Annotated in this window: 22 protein-coding genes; 12 read left to right on the forward strand and 10 right to left on the reverse strand. The window is 62.8% G+C overall.

Annotation, left to right across the window (positions count from 1 at the left end):
- The first annotated feature begins 140 nt into the window (after window positions 1-140).
- On the forward strand, window positions 141-1,091 hold the full coding sequence (locus A4R29_RS21750; RefSeq protein ID WP_013530167.1) for a S1C family serine protease: 951 nt from the start codon (window positions 141-143) through the stop codon (window positions 1,089-1,091).
- Between the two features lie 9 nt (window positions 1,092-1,100).
- Here A4R29_RS21750 and A4R29_RS21755 read toward each other — a convergent pair whose 3' ends face one another.
- A complete protein-coding gene (locus tag A4R29_RS21755) occupies window positions 1,101-1,526 on the reverse strand; it encodes a VOC family protein (RefSeq protein WP_013530166.1) in 426 nt (141 codons plus the stop codon).
- 66 nt (window positions 1,527-1,592) lie between these two features.
- On the opposite strand from A4R29_RS21755, the gene A4R29_RS21760 reads away from it, so the two are divergent.
- A complete protein-coding gene (locus A4R29_RS21760; protein ID WP_024505494.1) occupies window positions 1,593-2,219 on the forward strand; it encodes a TetR/AcrR family transcriptional regulator in 627 nt (208 codons plus the stop codon).
- On the opposite strand, the gene A4R29_RS21765 is transcribed toward A4R29_RS21760, so the two are convergent.
- Window positions 2,152-3,108 carry a LysR family transcriptional regulator gene (locus A4R29_RS21765; protein ID WP_024505493.1) on the reverse strand — a complete coding sequence of 319 codons (957 nt, stop codon included), beginning with the start codon at window positions 3,106-3,108 and terminating at the stop codon, window positions 2,152-2,154. The genes A4R29_RS21760 and A4R29_RS21765 overlap by 68 nt on opposite strands.
- 113 nt (window positions 3,109-3,221) lie before the next feature.
- Between A4R29_RS21765 and A4R29_RS21770 the strand changes: the two genes are divergently transcribed.
- The 3 genes from A4R29_RS21770 (at window position 3,222) to A4R29_RS21780 (ending at window position 7,974) form a co-directional block, all read left to right on the forward strand.
- Window positions 3,222-3,857: an FMN-dependent NADH-azoreductase gene (locus A4R29_RS21770; protein WP_024505492.1), complete on the forward strand. Its 636-nt coding sequence runs from the start codon at window positions 3,222-3,224 to the stop codon at window positions 3,855-3,857.
- Window positions 3,858-3,961: 104 nt separating this feature from the next.
- Window positions 3,962-5,404, forward strand: coding sequence for a 3' terminal RNA ribose 2'-O-methyltransferase Hen1 (locus A4R29_RS21775; RefSeq protein WP_244506853.1), 1,443 nt, complete (start codon window positions 3,962-3,964; stop codon window positions 5,402-5,404).
- The gene (locus A4R29_RS21780; protein ID WP_063168770.1) at window positions 5,401-7,974 is read left to right on the forward strand and encodes a polynucleotide kinase-phosphatase; all 2,574 of its coding nucleotides are present in this window, start codon (window positions 5,401-5,403) and stop codon (window positions 7,972-7,974) included. The genes A4R29_RS21775 and A4R29_RS21780 overlap by 4 nt, the downstream gene beginning before the upstream one ends.
- Window positions 7,975-7,980: 6 nt before the next feature.
- On the opposite strand, the gene A4R29_RS21785 is transcribed toward A4R29_RS21780, so the two are convergent.
- Both A4R29_RS21785 and A4R29_RS21790 read right to left on the reverse strand, forming a co-directional pair.
- Window positions 7,981-8,280 carry an AzlD family protein gene (locus A4R29_RS21785; protein ID WP_063172866.1) on the reverse strand — a complete coding sequence of 100 codons (300 nt, stop codon included), beginning with the start codon at window positions 8,278-8,280 and terminating at the stop codon, window positions 7,981-7,983.
- Window positions 8,277-9,011 (reverse strand): AzlC family ABC transporter permease, encoded by a 735-nt coding sequence (locus tag A4R29_RS21790; RefSeq protein WP_013530159.1) that lies wholly within the window; start codon window positions 9,009-9,011, stop codon window positions 8,277-8,279. The genes A4R29_RS21785 and A4R29_RS21790 overlap by 4 nt, the downstream gene beginning before the upstream one ends.
- A 170-nt stretch (window positions 9,012-9,181) precedes the next feature.
- Here A4R29_RS21790 and A4R29_RS21795 point away from each other — a divergent pair, with 170 nt between their 5' ends.
- The 6 genes from A4R29_RS21795 (at window position 9,182) to A4R29_RS21820 (ending at window position 13,053) form a co-directional block, all read left to right on the forward strand.
- Window positions 9,182-9,640 (forward strand): Lrp/AsnC family transcriptional regulator, encoded by a 459-nt coding sequence (locus A4R29_RS21795; RefSeq protein ID WP_013530158.1) that lies wholly within the window; start codon window positions 9,182-9,184, stop codon window positions 9,638-9,640.
- Window positions 9,641-9,766: 126 nt separating this feature from the next.
- Complete coding sequence (locus tag A4R29_RS21800) at window positions 9,767-10,969, forward strand: MFS transporter (RefSeq protein ID WP_027162053.1); 1,203 nt, start codon at window positions 9,767-9,769, stop codon at window positions 10,967-10,969.
- Between the two features lie 320 nt (window positions 10,970-11,289).
- Window positions 11,290-11,676 (forward strand): hypothetical protein, encoded by a 387-nt coding sequence (locus tag A4R29_RS21805; protein WP_082826532.1) that lies wholly within the window; start codon window positions 11,290-11,292, stop codon window positions 11,674-11,676.
- A 118-nt stretch (window positions 11,677-11,794) separates the two neighbouring features.
- Entirely contained in the window at window positions 11,795-12,058 is a 264-nt protein-coding gene (locus tag A4R29_RS21810) for a YMGG-like glycine zipper-containing protein (protein ID WP_013530156.1), read from the forward strand.
- Between the two features lie 56 nt (window positions 12,059-12,114).
- Window positions 12,115-12,750 carry an outer-membrane lipoprotein carrier protein LolA gene (locus A4R29_RS21815; protein ID WP_063172867.1) on the forward strand — a complete coding sequence of 212 codons (636 nt, stop codon included), beginning with the start codon at window positions 12,115-12,117 and terminating at the stop codon, window positions 12,748-12,750.
- A gap of 93 nt (window positions 12,751-12,843) precedes the next feature.
- Window positions 12,844-13,053 (forward strand): hypothetical protein, encoded by a 210-nt coding sequence (locus tag A4R29_RS21820; RefSeq protein ID WP_013530154.1) that lies wholly within the window; start codon window positions 12,844-12,846, stop codon window positions 13,051-13,053.
- A 48-nt stretch (window positions 13,054-13,101) separates the two neighbouring features.
- Here A4R29_RS21820 and A4R29_RS21825 read toward each other — a convergent pair whose 3' ends face one another.
- The gene (locus A4R29_RS21825) at window positions 13,102-13,374 is read right to left on the reverse strand and encodes a hypothetical protein (RefSeq protein WP_145923780.1); all 273 of its coding nucleotides are present in this window, start codon (window positions 13,372-13,374) and stop codon (window positions 13,102-13,104) included.
- Between A4R29_RS21825 and A4R29_RS21830 the strand changes: the two genes are divergently transcribed.
- Window positions 13,364-14,152: a COG3904 family protein gene (locus A4R29_RS21830; RefSeq protein WP_145923781.1), complete on the forward strand. Its 789-nt coding sequence runs from the start codon at window positions 13,364-13,366 to the stop codon at window positions 14,150-14,152. The genes A4R29_RS21825 and A4R29_RS21830 overlap by 11 nt on opposite strands.
- A gap of 147 nt (window positions 14,153-14,299) precedes the next feature.
- Here the strand turns inward: A4R29_RS21830 and A4R29_RS21835 are convergent, their stop codons facing one another.
- The 5 genes from A4R29_RS21835 to rpoD all read right to left on the reverse strand — a co-directional run bounded on the left by A4R29_RS21835 (window position 14,300) and on the right by rpoD (window position 18,558).
- The gene (locus A4R29_RS21835; protein ID WP_024505488.1) at window positions 14,300-14,599 is read right to left on the reverse strand and encodes an HlyU family transcriptional regulator; all 300 of its coding nucleotides are present in this window, start codon (window positions 14,597-14,599) and stop codon (window positions 14,300-14,302) included.
- 111 nt (window positions 14,600-14,710) lie between these two features.
- Window positions 14,711-15,406, reverse strand: a complete 696-nt coding sequence (locus A4R29_RS21840; RefSeq protein ID WP_013530152.1) for a PadR family transcriptional regulator — start codon at window positions 15,404-15,406, stop codon at window positions 14,711-14,713.
- 158 nt (window positions 15,407-15,564) lie between these two features.
- On the reverse strand, window positions 15,565-15,933 hold the full coding sequence (locus A4R29_RS21845; protein ID WP_063172870.1) for a thiol-disulfide oxidoreductase DCC family protein: 369 nt from the start codon (window positions 15,931-15,933) through the stop codon (window positions 15,565-15,567).
- A gap of 128 nt (window positions 15,934-16,061) precedes the next feature.
- Complete coding sequence (locus A4R29_RS21850) at window positions 16,062-16,355, reverse strand: GYD domain-containing protein (RefSeq protein ID WP_027162061.1); 294 nt, start codon at window positions 16,353-16,355, stop codon at window positions 16,062-16,064.
- Window positions 16,356-16,536: 181 nt separating this feature from the next.
- Entirely contained in the window at window positions 16,537-18,558 is a 2,022-nt protein-coding gene (gene rpoD, locus A4R29_RS21855) for an RNA polymerase sigma factor RpoD (protein WP_013530149.1), read from the reverse strand.
- Between the last annotated feature and the right edge of the window lie 151 nt (window positions 18,559-18,709).

Below are 18,709 nucleotides of genomic sequence, written 5' to 3' on the forward strand. Positions count from 1 at the left end.
CTGGCCATCTGGTCAGGTCGCGGCGGTTCCAGCCGCTCCGCACATATAGTGCGTGTCGCCCAAAAGTGCTCAGCGGTTTTGGGACAACGACGCGCACAGGAAAAAAATCATCCTTTCGCCCGAAAATACGGAGCCCTTCCATGGCCCTCGCCGCAGCCAAATTCGAACCTGACGATACATTGCTCGACGCATATTCGACGACCGTTGCGGACGCCGTCGACCGCATCGGCCCGGCCGTCTGCCGCATCGAACGCGTCGGCGGCCAGGGCGGCCACGGCTCCGGCTTCGTCATCGCGCCGGACGGACTGGTCGTCACCAATTTCCACGTCGTCGGCGATGCCAGGACAGTGCGCGTCTCGATGCCGGACGGCGCCTCCCGCGAAGGCCGCGTGCTCGGCCGCGATCCCGACACCGACATCGCGCTGGTGCGCGCCGACGGCAGCTTTGCCGATGTCGCACCGCTCGCCGATTCCAAGCGGCTGCGGCGCGGCCAGATCGCCATCGCCATCGGCAATCCGCTCGGCTTTGAATGGACCGTCACCTCCGGCGTCGTCTCGGCGCTCGGCCGCTCCATGCGCGCCTCGACCGGCCGGCTGATTGACGACGTCATCCAGACCGACGCAGCGCTCAACCCCGGCAATTCCGGCGGGCCGCTGGTTTCGTCGGCCGGCGAGGTGATCGGCGTCAACACCGCCATGATCCATGGCGCGCAGGGCATCGCCTTCGCGGTCGCCTCCAATACCGCCAATTTCGTCATTTCGGAGATCATCCGCTTCGGCCGTGTCCGCCGCGCCTTCATCGGCGTCTCGGCCGACACTGCCAGTTTGCCGCGCCGCGCCGCCCTGTTGTCGCAAGTCTCGACCAGCACGGCGGTTCGCCTGCGCAGCGTCGAGAAGGACGGCCCGGCGGCCAAGGCCGGCCTGAAAGAAGGCGACATCATCGCCGCCATCGACGGCCGTCCTGTCACCGGCGTCGACGACCTGGTGCGCATGCTCGACGCCGAACGCATTGGCCGCGAGACGCTGTGCACCGTCGTGCGCCGCACCGGTGTCAGCCAGGTGACGGTGACGCCGGTGGCAAGGGCCAGTTGAGGCGGGCGCTCAGGCTCCCGCCACCCCTTCCGCATACTGCGCCAGAAACGCCTCGCTCGGCGGGATCGGCTTGATGACGTCGATCAGCACGCCATTGGGGTCCTTGGTGATGAAATGGCGCTGGCCGAAGGGCTCGTCGCGCAGCGAGCGCAGGATCGGCAGGCCGGCGGCGACGACGCGCTCATAGACAGCGTCCGGGTCGCGAACCTCGAAATTGATCAGCAGGCCCGAAGCGCGGCCCCGCCCCTCTTCCGGGATGGTCTCATGGTCGCCCTGGACGATGCCGAGATTGACTCTTCTGTCCTCCCCCGATTGCAGATGCACATACCAGTCGCTTTCGAACAGGGGCTGGAAGCGGAAATGCTTCACATAAAAGGCCGCCGTGCCGGCGACGTCGCCGGTCATCAGCACCGGGTAATAGCTCGTGGTCTTCATCTTTCCTTCTCCCGTCAATTAACATACAATCTGCATGTAAACCGAATTAACATACAGGCTGCATGTATGCAACACGATTTCGCGCGTCGTTCCAACCGCGACCGCACCGAAGCGACGCGCGCCCACCTGATTGCCGCGGCGCGAAAGCTGTTCACGGAGAAATCCTATTCCGAGACCGGCACGCCGGAGATCGTCGCCGCCGCCGGCGTGACGCGCGGCGCGCTCTACCATCATTTTGCTGACAAGCAGGCACTGTTTGCTGCCGTGGTCGAGCAGGAGGCGGCAGCGGTCGCCGAGGAGATCGAGCGCGCCTCGCCGCCATCGCTGTTTGCCCATGACGCGCTGATTGCCGGCTCCGACGCCTATCTCGCCGCCATGCGCGCGCCCGGACGCACGCGGCTGCTGCTGCTCGACGGCCCGGCCGTGCTTGGCCGCGCCGCCATGGACGCGATCGACAATCGCCACGGCAACCGCTCTCTGCGCGAAGGGCTGGTCGCGGCGATGCGGGCGCAGACGATGACGAGATTGCCGGCCGACGCGCTGACCGCACTGCTCGGCTCCGCCTTCGACCGTGCCGCCCTGGCCATCGAGGCCGGCGCCTCAGCGCAAGATTACCGCGCCGTGCTCATGGCGCTGATCGATGGGCTGTCTCGTGCTCCTCATCCGGCACCTCGCCCGGCTCGAACTCGTTGAAGCAGCCGAGCTGGCGCTTGAACTGGTCGATCAGCCAGGCCGCCGCCGGCTTCGGGCTGCGATCGCTGCGATGCATGGCAAACAGCGGCGAACTCACCTCCCTGAAGGATTCGAGGTCGATCTCGACCAGCCGGCCGCTCGCCAGGTCGTCTGATATCAGCCAGCGCGGCAGCCCGCCCCAGCCCAGCCCCTCGCGCATCAGCATATGCTTGGTGCGCACATCCGTCAGCCGCCAGGTACGGTAGGCATAGACGCCGAAGTCGCGCCCCTTGGTGCGCTCCGACTGGTCGGTGACGACAAGTTGGGTGTGTTCGCGTGCATCCTCGATCGCCACCGGTTTCGGCAGCAAGGCCAGCGGGTGGGTGGGCGCGGCGGCCAGCACGATCGACATGAAGCCGATGCGCACAAGGTTCACGTCGACATCGCCCAGCAGGCCGCCAATGCCAAGGTCGGCCTGCCCGCTGACGACATGGTCGGGAATCAGGCCGAGCGTGCCGATGTGCAGCCGCAGCATCACGGTCGGAAACTGCGCCTCGAATGCCTTCAGCACCCGAACCAGCACCGGTGACGGCAGCGTCGCGTCGACCGACAGCGCGACCTCGGCCTCGAGCCCCTGGTGGTGGCCGTCGACGCGCGAGCGGATGCGCTGCAGCACGCCGATCATGCGCCGTGCGTCCTCCAGCATCGCCCGGCCGATCTCCGTCAATTGCGGCTCGCGCGTGCCCTCGCGCTCGAACAGTTTCAGCCCAAGCTGCGCCTCGAGATTGGCGATGCCGTAGCTGATGACGGACTGTGCCCGGTTGAGCTTGCGGCCGGCGGCCGAGAAGCTGCCGGCTTCGGCGACTGTCACAAAGATCTGAAGTTGATCGAGCGTCGGGTTGGGTTGCATCGTTATATCCAATTTATGGATGGATCGTATAGAAAATATACCAGTTTATTGAATGGATCGAAAGCCCCATATCTGGCGGGACAAATCATTCCAACCGCTGGAGAGAGCCCAAAATGTCCATTCTTCTTGTCACTTCGAGCCCGCGCGGCGCTGCCTCGCATTCGACCCGCATCGCCACCGAATTCGCCGAAAAGCTCGTCGCCGCCGATCCGTCGAACACGCTCGTCGTGCGCGACCTCGTCGCCAATCCGTTGCCGCACATCGATGCCGACTATGCGACGGGCATCTATACCCCGGCCGAAGCGCGCACCCCGCGCCAGGCTGAAGTCGTCGGCGTCTCCGATGTCGTGCTCGACGAGCTGTTCGCCGCCGACACGGTGATACTGGCCACCGGCTTCATCAACTTCAACATCTCCTCGACCCTGAAGTCATGGGTCGACCACATCTCCCGCTCCGGCAAGAGCTTTGCCTATGGCGAGAACGGCCCCAAGGGTCTGGTCACCGGCAAGAAGGTCTATATCGTGCTGGCTTCCGGCGGCATCTATTCGGAAGGTGCGGCCGTGCAGTTCGATCACGCCATTCCCTACCTGCGTGGCGTGCTCGGCTTCCTCGGCATGACCGATGTCGATGTCATCCGCATCGAAGGCGTTGGCATGGGTCCTGACGCGGTGACAGCAGCGCTCGCCAAGGCGACCGCCAAGGTCGACGCCGTTGTGGCCGCCAGCCGGGACGTCGCGGCTGCCGCATAAGGCGCTGCGGCCACCCACCCGAAATTGAAAAAGGCAGGCGCGTACGCGCCTGCCTTTTTCTTGGCGGCGCGACAAAGTTACGTGTGGAAAATGGATGTATTGCGTTGGATAAATTGCAGCGCAACGCCATTGGTTATTCTGCTGTTCTGCGTTATCGGTCGCCGATGTTCCTTTCCGTCGCTACAACGCAACGTCCGGCCACAGATCTCGGCTTCTTGCTGCACAAGCACCCCGAACGTCTGCACGAGACTGACCTATCCTTCGGCAAGGCTTGGCTGTTCTATCCGGAAGCGACCGACGAGCGTTGCGAGGCCGTACTTCTGCTAGACGTCGAACCTATAGGGCTAGTGCGAGGCAAGGGGCAGGCAGAAGGCTTGTTGGACCAGTATGTGAACGACCGCCCGTATGCGGCATCGTCCTTCCTGTCAGTGGCATTGAATAAGGCGCTGCGAACCGCGATGACCGGCATATCAAAGGAACGCCAGCAACTGGCCGACAGCGACCTGCCGCTCGAAACCGTGGTGACCCCGCTGCCGATGCGCGGCGGCGAGGCTCTCGTGCGGGGTCTGTTCGAACCCTTGGGATGGTCCGTTGACCTGACGCCGATCGAAACTATTGGATCCAACACAGGCGGCCCCCGATACGGTCATCTTAGGCTGACCGGCACCGGCCGGCTAAGCAGCCTGCTCAATCACCTCTATGTCCTGATCCCGGTGATGGACGACGCCAAGCACTACTGGGTTGGCGAGGCCGAGATCGACAAGCTGCTGTCCAAAGGCGAAGGCTGGCTGGAAAACCACCCAGCCAAAGACCTAATCGTGCGCCGTTATCTGCGCAACCGGGGTGCGTTGGCCCGCATCGCCCTAGAGCGACTGGCTCCCGAGACGGCTGGTGAGGCCCTGCCTCCCGAAGCCCGGATTGCGCCCGAGGAAGCGCTCGAGGCGCCCATCCGACTGAATGACCTGCGCATGGACGCAGTGGTCCGAGCCATCCGCGCGACCGGCGCGACCAGTATTGCAGATCTGGGATGCGGCGAAGGCAAGCTTCTCTATCGGCTCGTGCGCGAACGATGGGTCCACAAGATGTTCGGACTCGACCCTGCCGTTCGTGAGCTGGAACGGGCTGCCAAGCGTCTCAAGCTGAACGAGTTCGGCGGACCGCCCGAAGGCCGTGTCACGCTGATGCATGGATCGCTGACATATCGCGACAGCCGCTGGGCAGAAGCTGATGTTGCCGTGTTGGTGGAGGTCATCGAGCATCTCGACGAAGACAGATTGCCCCTAATCGAACGTGTTGTCTTCGGCGAGACGGCGCCCAAAACCGTGATCGTGACCACGCCCAACGCCGATTATAACGCCTTGTTTCCCAATCTGGCTCCCGGCGCCTTTCGCCATCCGGATCACCGTTTCGAATGGAGCCGCGTTCGGTTTGAAGCCTGGGCGGCCCGGATCGGCAAGGCCTATGGCTACAGCGCCGCATTCAGCGACATCGGAGCCGTGCACCCAGTCCTGGGGGCGCCGACACAGATGGCGGTGTTCACCCGATGAGAGAGCCCGACAAGACCGATCTCGCCATCCCTGACTTCGCCCTGGTCGTGCTGATCGGATCGACGGGATCAGGCAAGTCGACCTTCGCCGCCAGGCACTTCCTGCCGACAGAAATCATCTCCTCGGATCGCTGCCGCGCGCTAGTCAGCGACAACGAGACTGATCAGGATGTCTCGGCAGATGCCTTCGATTTGGCGCGCGAGATTGCCAGCAAACGGCTCAAGTATCGCAAGCTGGCCGTCATCGATGCCACCAACGTGCGAGCCGCTGACCGCAAGGCCTGGATCGAACTTGCGCGCAAGTGGCACACCTTGCCGGTCGCCGTGGTCATCGATCCAGGTGTCGACGTCTGCGTCGCTCGCAACGCGTTGCGACCCGACCGGCCGTTCGGCGCCGGCGTGGTCCAGCGCATGACCACCGAAATTCGCAAGGGCCTCGGCGGGCTGCAACGCGAAGGTTTCCGCCAGGTCTGGAAGCTTACCAGCGAGGCCAGTATCGACACCGCCAGGGTCACGCGCCAGCCATTGTGGACCGACAAGCGCGACCACCACGGTCCGTTCGATATCATAGGCGACATCCACGGCTGCGCCGATGAACTTCAGGCCTTGCTCGCTCAACTCGGTTACAGCGTCGCCTGGTCCGAGGATCATGGCGAACGAATCGTCGCTGTGACACCGCCGGAAGGCCGCAAGATCGTCTTTGTCGGCGACCTCGTCGATCGCGGTCCCAACGTGCCCGACACCTTGCGCATCGCCATGAGCATGGTCGCGGCCGGAGCCGCCTACTGTGTCCAGGGCAATCACGAACGCAAGCTCAGCCGCTGGCTGGAGGGCCGCAAGGTGACGATTGCCCACGGCCTGCAACAAACCATCGATCAGCTGGACGCTCAGGATCGCGGCCTGCGAGAGGCTTTGCCGGCCTTCCTCGACAGCCTGCGCAGCCACGTCTGGCTGGATGACGGACGCCTCGCCGTCGCCCATGCCGGCCTCAAGGAAGAGATGATCGGACGTGGCTCCGGCGCTGTGCGCGAGTTCGCCCTCTATGGCGAAACCACTGGCGAAATCGACGAATTCGGCCTGCCCGTCCGTGCCGATTGGACTGCCGCCTATCGCGGCAAGACCGCCGTGGTCTACGGGCACACGCCGGTGCTGTCGGCCGAATGGGTCAACAACACGCTGTGTATCGACACCGGTTGCGTGTTCGGCGGCAAACTGACGGCCTTGCGCTGGCCGGAACGCGAACTGGTCGAGGTGCCGGCAATCCAGACTTGGTCCGAACCGGTGCGCCCACTAGGTGGATCCTCCGGTCTGGGCAGATCGGCACAGGCCGACGCCGACGGGGTGCTCGACTATGAGGATGTCTCTGGTCGACGTTGGATCGAGACCGAACTGAGGGGCCGGGTCGTTGTGGCCGAGGAGAACGCGTCGGCAGCACTTGAGGTGATGAGCCGTTTCGCATTGTCGCCGCAGTGGTTGATGTATCTGCCACCGACGATGTCGCCATCGGAGACCAGCAGCCAAAGCGGCTGGCTGGAGCGCCCCGAGGAGGCCTTCGCCCATTTCCGCGAGCGTGGCGTCACCCAAATCGTTTGCGAGGAGAAGCACATGGGTTCGCGGGCAGTCATCGCGCTGTGCCGAGACGCACAGGCGGCGCGCGACCGGTTCGGGGTCCCTGGCGACGAGACCGGCGCGATCTGGACCCGGACCGGACGCTCCTTTTTCAACGGCACTGGCATGACGGAGGGCCTGCTCGCCCGCCTCCGCGCCAGAGTCGAGGCTGTGGACCTATGGAAGGAATTGAACAGCGATTGGCTGCTGCTGGACGCCGAGATCATGCCCTGGTCGGCCAAGGCCAGCAGCCTGATTGAAAGCCAGTATGCACCAGTAGCGACGTCTGCGGCCGCAGGCCTCCAAGCCAGTCGCGAGGCGCTGGCCCGTGCGATGGCGCGTGGCATCGATGCGGCCTCGCTGGACGCTCGCCTTGAGGACCGGGCCGCGCGCGCGGCCAGATACGCTACCGCTTGGGCGCCTTACGTGTGGCCTGTCTCGGGCATCGAGGACCTGAAGGTCGCACCATTCCACCTGCTCGCCAGCGAGGGACGTGTCTGGTTCGATCATGACCACGTTTGGCACATGACACTTGCAGAGCGCCTGGCTGCCGGCGTGGTAACGCGAACACAATGGCGGGTGGTAGATCTGGCCGACGCCGGCGCTTGTGCCGAGGCTGTTGCCTGGTGGGAGACGCTGACCGGCTCGGGCGGCGAAGGCATGGTGGTGAAGCCGCGCGACTTCGTCAGCCGGAACAAGAAGGGGGTTATCCAGCCGGCGCTGAAGGTGCGCGGCCGGGAGTATCTGCGCATCATATATGGCCCTGAATACGACGCACCGGACAATCTCGTGCGCCTGCGGGAACGAGGCTTAGGTGGCAAGCGTAGTCTGGCGCTCCGGGAGTTCGCGCTCGGTCACGAGGCGCTGAAGCGGTTTGTCGCCAGGCAGCCCCTACGGCGTGTCCACGAGTGTGTTTTCGGCGTCCTGGCGCTGGAGAGCGAGCCAATAGATCCAAGGCTGTAGTCTAGACTACCCAATGAAATGCCTGAGCAACCCCGCCGAAGCGACCCCGATCAGCACGGTCGGCAGCATGGAAAACCGCGTGGCGGCTGCCAGAGTAACAGCCAGCGCCAGAAGATCCGCCGGGGACTTCGATACGAAGGCCGGTGCGATGACAGAGATCAGCACGCAGCCGGGCGCAGCTTCCATCACAGCCGTGGCACGGGCGCCCAGCGTGCGGTTGCGCAGGACGACATAGCCGCCGATGCGCGTCAGGTAAGTGACGCCGGCCATCAGCACGATGGTGAAAGGGGTCGTTGCATCGATCATGCATCACCCGCCATCAGCCAGGCCGCGACCAGACCCGACATGGCGCCGGCGGCGACATACCAGGCACCGGGAACGAAGAGATAGACCAGTGCTGCAACGACCAGGCTGACCAGCCAGGGCCGCGCCGCCGCCATACCCGTCCACATGCCGCGCATCAGCACCAGGAAGACAGCCGGGAACGCCATGTCAAAACCATAGGTCTCGACATGGCCAAGCATCGGACCGAGCAAGGCACCCAGCGTGGTGAAGGCCACCCAGGTGAGATACATCGCCAGCGCCGCGCCCATATAGTAGCGCGGGCTGAAGGCCGGCGTGATGCCGGCTGCAGCACGCAGTTTGGCATCGGCCAAGCCCAGCGCCCAGCTTTCATCGCACATAAGGAAAAGCGCCGGAAACACCTTGCGCCGTGGCAGGTCGCGCAGGAACGGCGCCAGTGCCGCCCCCATCAGCAGGTGACGGCTGTTGACCAGGAAGGTGATGGCGACGATGAGCACGATGTGCGGCGGCGACGTCCACAACTGGATCGCCGCGAACTCCGAACCGCCGGCGAAGTTCAGCCCTGTCATGGCAGACAGTTCGACCGTGCTCAAGCCTTTCTGCGTGGCCTGGGCGCCAAGCACCAGCGCATAGGGGATGGTGCCGAACAGCACCGGCGCGCAGGACGCCACGCCACGGCGGAATTCGGATTTCGAACCATCTGCCACCGTCTCGACTGCCTGTGAAATGCTCATGTGTCTTCATCGGCTGACCTCGCGGCCGCCGCTTCCCTGCGTTTGAAATCAACTGATGTCGGCAGCAAACATACCGAAATCGGTCCGCAATTTGGTTGCGGAGATTGTTGTATTTCGCCGAATTCTGGCATTTTATGTTACAAATTTTCGAATAGATGGAATCTGTAGCCATGAAGCTGGATGAGATCGACAAGCGGATTCTGCGGGCGCTGCAGCGCGACGGCCGCATGGCCAACAATGATCTGGCCAATGAGGTCGGGCTGTCGCCATCGCCTTGCCTGCGTCGCGTGAAGCTGCTGGAGGAAGCCGGTGTCATCGACCGCTACGTCGCCGTGCTCAACCCGGCCAGCATCGGCAAGGGTCTGACCTTCTTCACCCGCATCTGGCTGAAGACGCAGGACGAGGACACGATCGAGCATTTCGCCACCGAAGTCGCCAAGCTGCCGCAGGTGATGGAGTGCTACCTGATGCTCGGCGATTGCGACGCCATGGTGCGCGTGGTGGCGGCCGGCATCGACGACTACCGCCGCTTCCAGTCGGAGCATCTGAGCCGCATCAAGGGCGTGCAGAACGTCAAGACCGACGTCCCCAGCCAGACGATCAAATACACGTCGGAACTGCCGATCTGATCTGCTGAAAACGGCGTCGGGCCAGACTGGATAAAAAATGCAACCGGATTGTAGGATCAGCCTCGCTGCCGGCGTCCTTCGGATGCAAGCAGCGCTGAGCGCTGCCCTCTGGCATGGGAGATTTGAATGAGCTTTTCCTATCGTTGGGTCATCGTCGCGGCTGGCGCGCTGATGTCCTGTGTCGCCATCGGGACGATGTTTTCGCTGGCGATCTTTCTCGAGCCGATGGCGATCGACACCAACTGGTCGCGCGCCGGCATTTCGAGCGCCATGACGCTCAACTTCCTGGTGATGGGCCTCGGCGGCTTCGCCTGGGGCGCGATATCGGACCGTTTTGGCGCCCGCATCGTCGTGATGACCGGCGCGGTTCTGCTCGGGCTGGCGCTGGTGCTGGCCAGCCGGGCCGGTTCGCTGCTGAGCTTCCAGATTACCTATGGCGTGCTGGTCGGCCTCGCGGCAAGCGCCTTTTTCGCGCCGATGATCGCGCTGACCACAGGCTGGTTCGACACCAACCGTAGCCTCGCCGTCTCGCTGGTCTCGGCCGGCATGGGCGTGGCGCCGATGACGATTTCGCCCTTCGCCCGCTGGCTGATCTCCGCCTATGACTGGCGCACCGCCATGTTCGACATCGGCATTACCGCCTGGGTATTGCTGTTGCCGGCGGTGCTGCTGGTGCGCCAACCACCGAAGCCCGTCATGGCCGATACCGGCTCCGCGCCGGTTGCCGAAGGCGCCGGCCTGACGGTCGGCAAGGCGCTGCGCTCACCGCAGTTCATCGTGCTGGGGCTGACCTTCTTTGCCTGCTGTGCGGCGCATTCCGGCCCGATCTTCCATATGGTCAGCTATGCCATGCTGTGTGGCGTCGCCCCCATGGCAGCGGTCTCGATCTACAGTGTCGAAGGCCTGGCAGGCCTCGGCGGCCGGCTCTTCTACGGCGTGCTGGCCGACCGGCTGGGCGTCAAGCCGGTGCTGATCGCGGGCCTGGCGATCCAGGCGATCGTCATTGCCGCCTATCTCTCGATCAGCCGGCTTGAGCAGTTCTACATGCTGGCCGTTATCTTCGGTGCCACCTATGGCGGCGTCATGCCGCTCTATGCGGTGCTGGCGCGCGAATATTTCGGCCAGCGCATCCTCGGCACCGTGTTCGGCGCCGCCACCATGCTGTCCAGCCTCGGCATGGCGCTGGGCCCGCTTGCCGGCGGCATGGTGTTCGACGCCTACGCCAACTATTCCTGGCTGTTCATCGGCTCGGCTCTTATCGGGCTCGGGGCGGTCGGCATCGCCATCGCGTTCCCGCCACTGCCGCGCAGGGAGTTGCAGCCGGCTTAGTCCGCGTCGATTTCCCAAACCTTGCTGGCCAGGCGCGCAATCAGCCTGGCCCGTTCGGTTCACTGCGGATCCTGTCCCCTGTTTCACCTGTTCCCCCTTTGCGCGAGGCAGCTTACGGCCAACGTTTGCACCAAGCGATCTCGACTGAGCTCGCGCATCCAGTCCACGCCAGAGAGGACATCCTGATGGTCGAACATCCGAGTGGAAGCGAAAGCAACAGAATTGCCGCAAGCGCTGTTACCGACGACGATCCGCGTCTTGCATTCATTTATCAGGAAGCAGTGAGAGGTCTCACGCAACAGCAAACCCTTGTGGAGAACATGAGCAGCCGCGCCGGCAGCCTTGTCTTCGCCACCGCCTTCGCAAACTCGTTGCTTGGCGGTGCGGCCCTTTCCAACGGGCTTGGGCCTTGGGACTGGATTGCGGTGGCCCTGCTGTTCGGCATTGGCGGGCTGATCGTCTTCATGCTTTGGCCCTACCACCAATACACATTCCGCTTCGATCCCGAAGAGTTGCTTGATCAATATGTCGACGGCGACAGGCCGACGACGATGTCGGCCATGCGCCGCGCGCTTGCGCTTCGCATCAAGGCGGACATGGCCGGCAACTGGCGAATTATCCAGCGGCTGCGGGTGGCGCTGCAGATTGCGCTGCTGTTTCTGCTGCTCGATATCCTGGCCTGGCTTTTGGCGATTGCAGGCGTTTGAGCCGGAGGGCACACGGGTCCGCCACGGCCCGGCGCTTGCAGGACAGGCAACCCACGATGGATCGAAAAGCTTTCTTGAGCATTTAAGCTTTGGCTAATAGTAGCCCAGGAGAGAACCAATGAAAAAGACGCTGCTCATTTTGAGCCTGCTCATTCCGCTCTCGGCGTGCTCCCGTACAGAACAAGGCGCTGCCGTCGGCGGCTTGGGTGGCGCAGCGGTAGGCGCCGCGGTGGCCGGCGATCCTGTGCAAGGGGCGGTTGTTGGCGGTGCGGTTGGCGCGATAGCCGGGGCCGTCATCGGGCACGCCAGCGAAGCCGGCCAGTGCAGATATCGCGATCAGTATGGCCGGGTTTACGTTGCACGATGCCCGGAGGGTTACTGACCTGGAGGCGCGTGATCTCTTTCGATCACGCGCCTGCTCCGGAGGTGGGATAAGCGATGGGCTATCGGATCAAAGTACTGCTGGGTTGCTGGTTCGCCGTTGCCAGCGCTGCCGCGATGTATGCGGCATCCACCGCCGCGATCTCCGCCGCGCCTGTTGATGCCAAGACGATTGCCGATCACCTCTCATCGGTAAAGTCCATGTCCGGGGACTTCGTCCAGTCGGGTCCAAATGCGGAAAGGACCCGTGGCAGGTTTTTTCTACAACGCCCCGGCAAGATCCGATTCAACTATGCAGGCCAATCAGGAATCAGCGTGATTGCAGATGGCAAATCCCTGGTGGTTTATAACAGAAAGCTGAAGACATCGCGGCTTTATGCTCTCTCGAAGACGCCGCTTAAGCTGCTGCTCGACAATAAGGTCGACTTCTCCGGCAATCGCGTGAAAAGCGTCAGGAACGATGGCGCCCAAATTACCGTCAAGCTGGCCGACAGATCGACCTTCGGCAATTCGAGCATCTCCATGGTGTTCGACAGTAAATCTCTCGATCTGCGCAGATGGAGCCTCACCGACGAGAAGGGACTTACCACAACGGTGACTATATCAAATGTGAAGCAGGGCGTTCGCGCTCCCGAGGGCACCTTCGTGATCGATTACACGGCAAACCGTGAATTCAACACGACAACGAAATAGCCGAAGCCGCGGGCATATTCCCTGGGCCGGAACCAATGCGATCATCAGCGGTTTAGTCCATGAAGGGACCGGAACCGCAAAGGACGCGGCGCAATGATTGAAATTCACAGCATGGAAGCGGCCAAAGCCAGACTGCGTATAAGGAGAGCTGAGCACTCTTTGAAGTGCGCGAACGACTTGCTGGATGAGGAAGGTGGCGTCGCCCTCAATCTGGCATTGTGCAGCCGGATAAGAGCCGCGCAAAGGCACCTGATCGAGGCAAGGGCACGCCTGATGACGATCGATCCCGCCAGGACGAATTGACCCGCTGGCGGTCGCGATCTGCGACCTCCAGCGGAGAGGTGGTCCTGCCTACCCAAAAATCCGATCGCCCTGCTCGTCGACCAACTGGATGCCCTCCTTGATCGAGATGTCGACGGCGTCGTCGAGCGGAGAGTTAAAGAAGGTTGTATCAGACAGACCTAAGGCGATAGTAGTTATTCGTCGGTAAGTGGGGCTTTTCATCGTGACAACTCGCCTGGGTCCGCTGGTAACCTTTTGCTTGATCGCCTTTGTCGCCTTGACTGCAACTGCATCGGCCGTCGCAAAGCAGAAAGCGCCCGAAGAATGGCCGATGAACTTCATTCTGGTTCGGAACGGCGATTGCAACGTCAACTGCGTCCAATGGATATCTGCCGAGGGCATAATAAAACCTGATACCGCCAGGCAATTTGAGAAATTTCTGCGGAAACTGAAGGGAGAAAGGCTTCCTGTCGTGTTTCAGTCTGGCGGCGGGAACGTGGATGCGGCGCTCGAAATGGGACACATGATCCGCGCCGCCGGCCTCGAAACTGCGATAGGCAGGACGCAGTTGAACGGCTGCCCGATGCTGGTGCCACGCTGTCCGCAAAAGATGGTCAGGAACGGCTGGTCGGAAGGGGAAGTTCATTCTGGTGGGGCGTACTGTTTCTCGGCCTGCCCATGGGCCTTGGCTGGGGGCCAGGTCCGCGCCGCAGCTGCCAATGCCCGGATCGCCGTCCATCAGATAACGAACGGCCGGAAGACACCCCGAATGCACAACGGCAGAAGAAGCCTTGATGAGATTTCGACGGTGCCTGATCCGGCGCTGAAGCAGTTGCTGTCCGACTATTTCGACGAAATGGGCGTCAACAGCGCCGATGTGTTCGCCATGATGGGGCTGGCAACGCCGCAGGGCCTTTATAACGTCTGGGACGCTGAAGCGCTCAAATCAGGCATCATAACGAAAGTCTACTCGTATTCGGAAGAACCGGGCTACGTCATCGGTGGAACGAATGTTGCCGATCCGGCCGATCCCACGCCGGCGGCTACTCCAGTGCCGGCGGTTACCACAATGCCGGCGGTTACCACAATGCCGGACGAACTCATGCATTTACTGCCATAGCAAGGCGGCCTGTAGAGTGAGCCGGCTTTGATGGCATTGCGGAGACCAGGCCTTGTTTGGCGTTCCTAACACGCTTGACAGCATCTTCACGCTGATCGGTTGGGCTCATTGCGAGATGCCGAAGATTTTCGCCTCGACCGGTCCTGCCTATCCAAAAACCCGATCGCCCTGCTCGTCGACCAGTTGGATGCCCTTCTTGATCGAGATGTCGACGGCGTCGTCGAGCCCGGCAAAGCGGTCGGCGCGGATGAATTTGTGTTCCTTCACCACGCCGTCGATCTCCTTGGAGACGACGCCGCAGGTCTGGTACTGGCCATCGGCCTTGTAGGGCGTGGCGCTGATCAGAAAGCCCTTGTGCTCGACCTGCTTGGCTGGCGCTGCACTCGTCGGCTCAGCCGTCTGGGTTCCGCCGCCGCCACCGCCGAAAAGACGCTTCAGAAAAGACATCGGACTTCCTCCAACAGCATTCATCCCGCACCATGTAGAGTGACGCGGGATGAATTTCACTATCGGTCCTTGGCCCAGCGGGCAAGGGCGGCGTCCCATCGGCGGACGAGCTTACTTGTGCGACAGCGCTTCCAGCGCCTCGGCGGCGGCTTCGAGGATGGCGATGGCCTCGGCCTGCTTGTCGGCCGGGGCGTCGACGAAGTCGCCCAGAGCCGCGCGCAGCCGGTGACGGACTGCGCGGAATTCGTCGCGCGCTTCCGAACGATCCCCGCGGCCACCGCGGCCGCCACGACGCCCGCCCTCTTCGCTCTCGTCGTTCCAGCCGAACCAGTCGCGCGCCTTGGCCATTTTGCGGCCGAAGCGCTCGAGATGGTCGAGCACGCCGTCGATCATCTCGCGGTTGTCGGCGAGATGCGCCTGGCCCGCCTCGGTGATCGAAAACACCTTCTTGTTGCCGTCGGCGGCGGAGGCGGCATAGCCGGCCTCTTCCAGGAAGGTCAGCGTCGGGTAGACCACGCCCGGGCTCGGGCTGTAGATGCCGCTGGTGCGCTCTTCCAGGGCCTTGATGATGTCGTAGCCGTGACGCGGCGCTTCGGCCAGCAGCGACAGCGTGATCAGCTTGAGGTCGCCGTCGGCCAGCATGCGTCCGGCGCGGAACATGTCGCCCGGACCGCCGCGCCCGCCACCACGGCCACCGTGGCCGAACGGGCCAAAGCCGCCGCCCCCTCTGCCACCGAATTTGCCGGCCATGTGCATGAACATGCGCTCGCCGAAATGACCGCGCCCGAAATGATTGTGTTTGTGCATTGATTGCTCCTTGAGTTGTATCTTACGATATATCTTAATTAGGCAAGCCAATCGATGGAGTCAAGATATATCTTACGATGTATCTGAATGCAGGACCAGCGGGCTCGATTTCCAGTCTCGGCCGCTTCGTTGCGAACGGCGGCCACCGATAAATTCGGCTACCAGCGCCCCATGCGCCGGTTCCAGGCATAGAGAAGATCGGCAAAGCGATCGTAGGCAAAGCGTGTCAGCGGCAAGGCAACCGGATTGCCGAACAGCGTCGCCAACCAGCCCTCGCCCGGCGTGACCTTCCATACCGCGATGGCGACATCGGCGCCGACCAGCAGTCGGCCCTCGGCATCGGTGGCGTGCAGCCGGCGGCGGATATCCTCAAGCGACGCGCCAAATCCGGCTAGCGCTGCCGGTTCAAAATTGATGTCTCGGAACTCGATCCGCCCAGCCTTGACCGCTTCGATCAGCCGCCGCTTCTGCCTGCTGATCCCGGCATCGCAGACCGGGCAGCGCGTATTGTACCAGACGGTCAGCATAGTTCCGGCATTTGGTTGGTAGCGCAAACTTGAAGGACCACGAACGATCGGGCGCCGTCAAGACGTCGCTCGGTCGCTCGCGAAGGAGAATGTATCGGGCCAGCCGGTCCGGCCCTTCCGCTACGGGCCTATCCGAGCGAGGTGACGATCTCGCGGTAGGCCAATTCGGGAAAGGCCTTCAGCGTCCGCGTCCTGACATTGCCGGCCGCCGCCAGCATCAGCGAGAAGCGCGCCAGCACCGCGTCGTCGGGCGCTTCGACCACCGCCACCATGTCGTATTCGCCCATGGTCAGGTAAAACGCCTTGAACGATCCGCCCATGTCTCCCAGTTGCCTCCTGGCGGCGTCGAGCCGCTTCGGTGACTCGCGCACGTTTCTGGCACCCTGCTCCGTCCAGTTCATCAGCACGATGTAGCTTGTCATGGCACACCTCCCTCCGGGGCCACGGAGCACGGCGGCTTCGCCGGGGCGGGCATCCGGCTTATCGCCCAGAAATGCATCCGACAGCGAAATTATCCTCCCGAAGGGCCTGGCCCGCAAGAGTGCGCCCCACAAACAAAAAAGGGCGCCATCGGCGCCCTTGAACTCTTTGCATCGGTAAGTCTCAGCTATCCAGGAAACTGCGCAGCTTGCGCGACCTGCTCGGGTGCTTGAGCTTGCGCAGCGCCTTGGCTTCGATCTGGCGGATACGCTCGCGGGTAACCGAGAACTGCTGGCCGACTTCTTCCAGCGTGTGGTCGGTGTTCATGCCGATGCCGAAGCGCATTCTGAGCACGCGCTCCTCGCGCGGCGTCAGCGAGGCCAGCACGCGCGTGGTGGTCTCGCGCAAATTGGCCTGGATCGCCGCGTCGATCGGCAGGATCGCCATCTTGTCCTCGATGAAATCGCCCAGATGCGAATCCTCCTCGTCGCCGACCGGCGTTTCGAGCGAGATCGGCTCCTTGGCGATCTTCAAGACCTTGCGCACCTTTTCGAGCGGCATGGCAAGCTTTTCGGCCAGTTCTTCCGGCGTCGGCTCGCGGCCGATCTCGTGCAGCATCTGGCGCGAGGTGCGCACGATCTTGTTGATCGTTTCGATCATGTGCACCGGAATGCGGATGGTGCGCGCCTGATCGGCGATCGAACGCGTGATCGCCTGCCGGATCCACCACGTCGCGTAGGTCGAGAACTTGTAACCACGGCGGTATTCGAATTTGTCGACCGCCTTCATCAGGCCGATATTGCCTTCCTGGATCAGGTCGAGGAACTGCAGGCCGCGATTGGTGTATTTCTTGGCGATTGAGATGACGAGGCGCAGATTGGCCTCGACCATTTCCTTCTTCGCGATCGCCGCTTCGCGCTCGCCCTTCTGCACCTGGTTGACGATCTTGCGGAATTCCAGGATCGAGATCGCCGTTTCGGTGGCGAGGTTCTGGATCTCGGCGCGCAGGTCCTTGATCGCATCCTTCTCGTTCTTGGTGAATTCCTTCCAGCCGCGCGAGGTCAGGTTGCCGATCGAGCGCGTCCAGTTCGGGTCGAGCTCGGAACCCTGATATTCCTTCAGGAACTCTTCGCGACGCACGCCGTAGCTTTCGGCGAGCCTGAGCAGCTTGCCTTCGTTCTGCACCAGGCGCTTGTTGATGTCGTAGAGCTGCTCGACCAGCGCCTCGATGCGCGCCGTGTTGAGCGACAGCGACTTCACCGCCTTGATCAGCTGGTCCTTCAGCTCCTTCAGCCGGCGATCCTGGCTGGGCGACAGCGTGCCGGCCGCGGCCAGACGGTTCTCGACCTGCTGGTCCTGCAGCTTGCGCAGCTTTTTGTAGGTGTCGGCGATAACGTCGAGCGTCTCCATCACCTGCGGGCGGAGTTCCGCTTCCATCGCGGCCAGCGACAGGCTCGCTTCGTCCTCGTCTTCGTCGTCGTCATCCGTCAGCCCACGCGTATCGGCGCCGACATTGGTGATGTCGTCTTCGTCGTCGCGCGAACGGCGCGGCTTGTCCTCGACCTTGGCTTCCTCGACGCGCTCGACCACCGGCGCCTGCTTGGCCTCGGGGCCGGCATAGGTGGCTTCGAGATCGATGATCTCACGCAGCAGGATCTTGGATTCGTTGAGTTCGTCGCGCCAGATGATGATGGCCTGGAAGGTCAGCGGGCTTTCGCACAGACCCGCGATCATCGTCTCGCGGCCGGCCTCGATGCGTTTGGCGATGGCAATTTCGCCCTCGCGCGACAAAAGCTCCACCGAGCCCATCTCGCGCAGATACATGCGCACCGGATCGTCGGTGCGATCGGTCGGTTCTTTCTTGGTGGTGGTGGCGGCAACCGCGGTGCCGGTCTGCTCAGCCAGCTCGTTGGCGTCTTCCTCGGCATCGGCCGCGGTGTCGGCGGCCTCGGGCTCCTCGCCCTGCTCGTCGTCCTCGACCACGTTGATGCCCATGTCGGACAGCATCGCCATCGTGTCCTCGATCTGCTCGGAGGTCACTTCCTCTGAGGGCAGCACCGAATTCAGCTCGTCCATGGTGACATAGCCGCGCTTCTTGGCGGCCTTGATCATCTTCTTGACAGCATCATCGGAAAGGTCGAGCAGAGGGCCATCGGTGGCGCCTTCGCGTTCGGTTTCGACCTCTTCCTTTTCCTTTGTCGCCATAGTCTTTATCTTCTCCTAGCGGCCGAACTTCAAAGCCGCGTAAGCTGTCGGACCAGTCAAATCGGATGCGCTCGCTTATGAAACGCGCTTCACCGGGCCAGTAACTGCATCAACTCGTTTCGTTTGGTGTATGTCGTTGCCCCAAAACCGG

Origin of the sequence: Mesorhizobium ciceri biovar biserrulae, assembly GCF_001618845.1 — a bacterium.
In the GTDB taxonomy this organism is placed as follows: domain Bacteria; phylum Pseudomonadota; class Alphaproteobacteria; order Rhizobiales; family Rhizobiaceae; genus Mesorhizobium; species Mesorhizobium ciceri.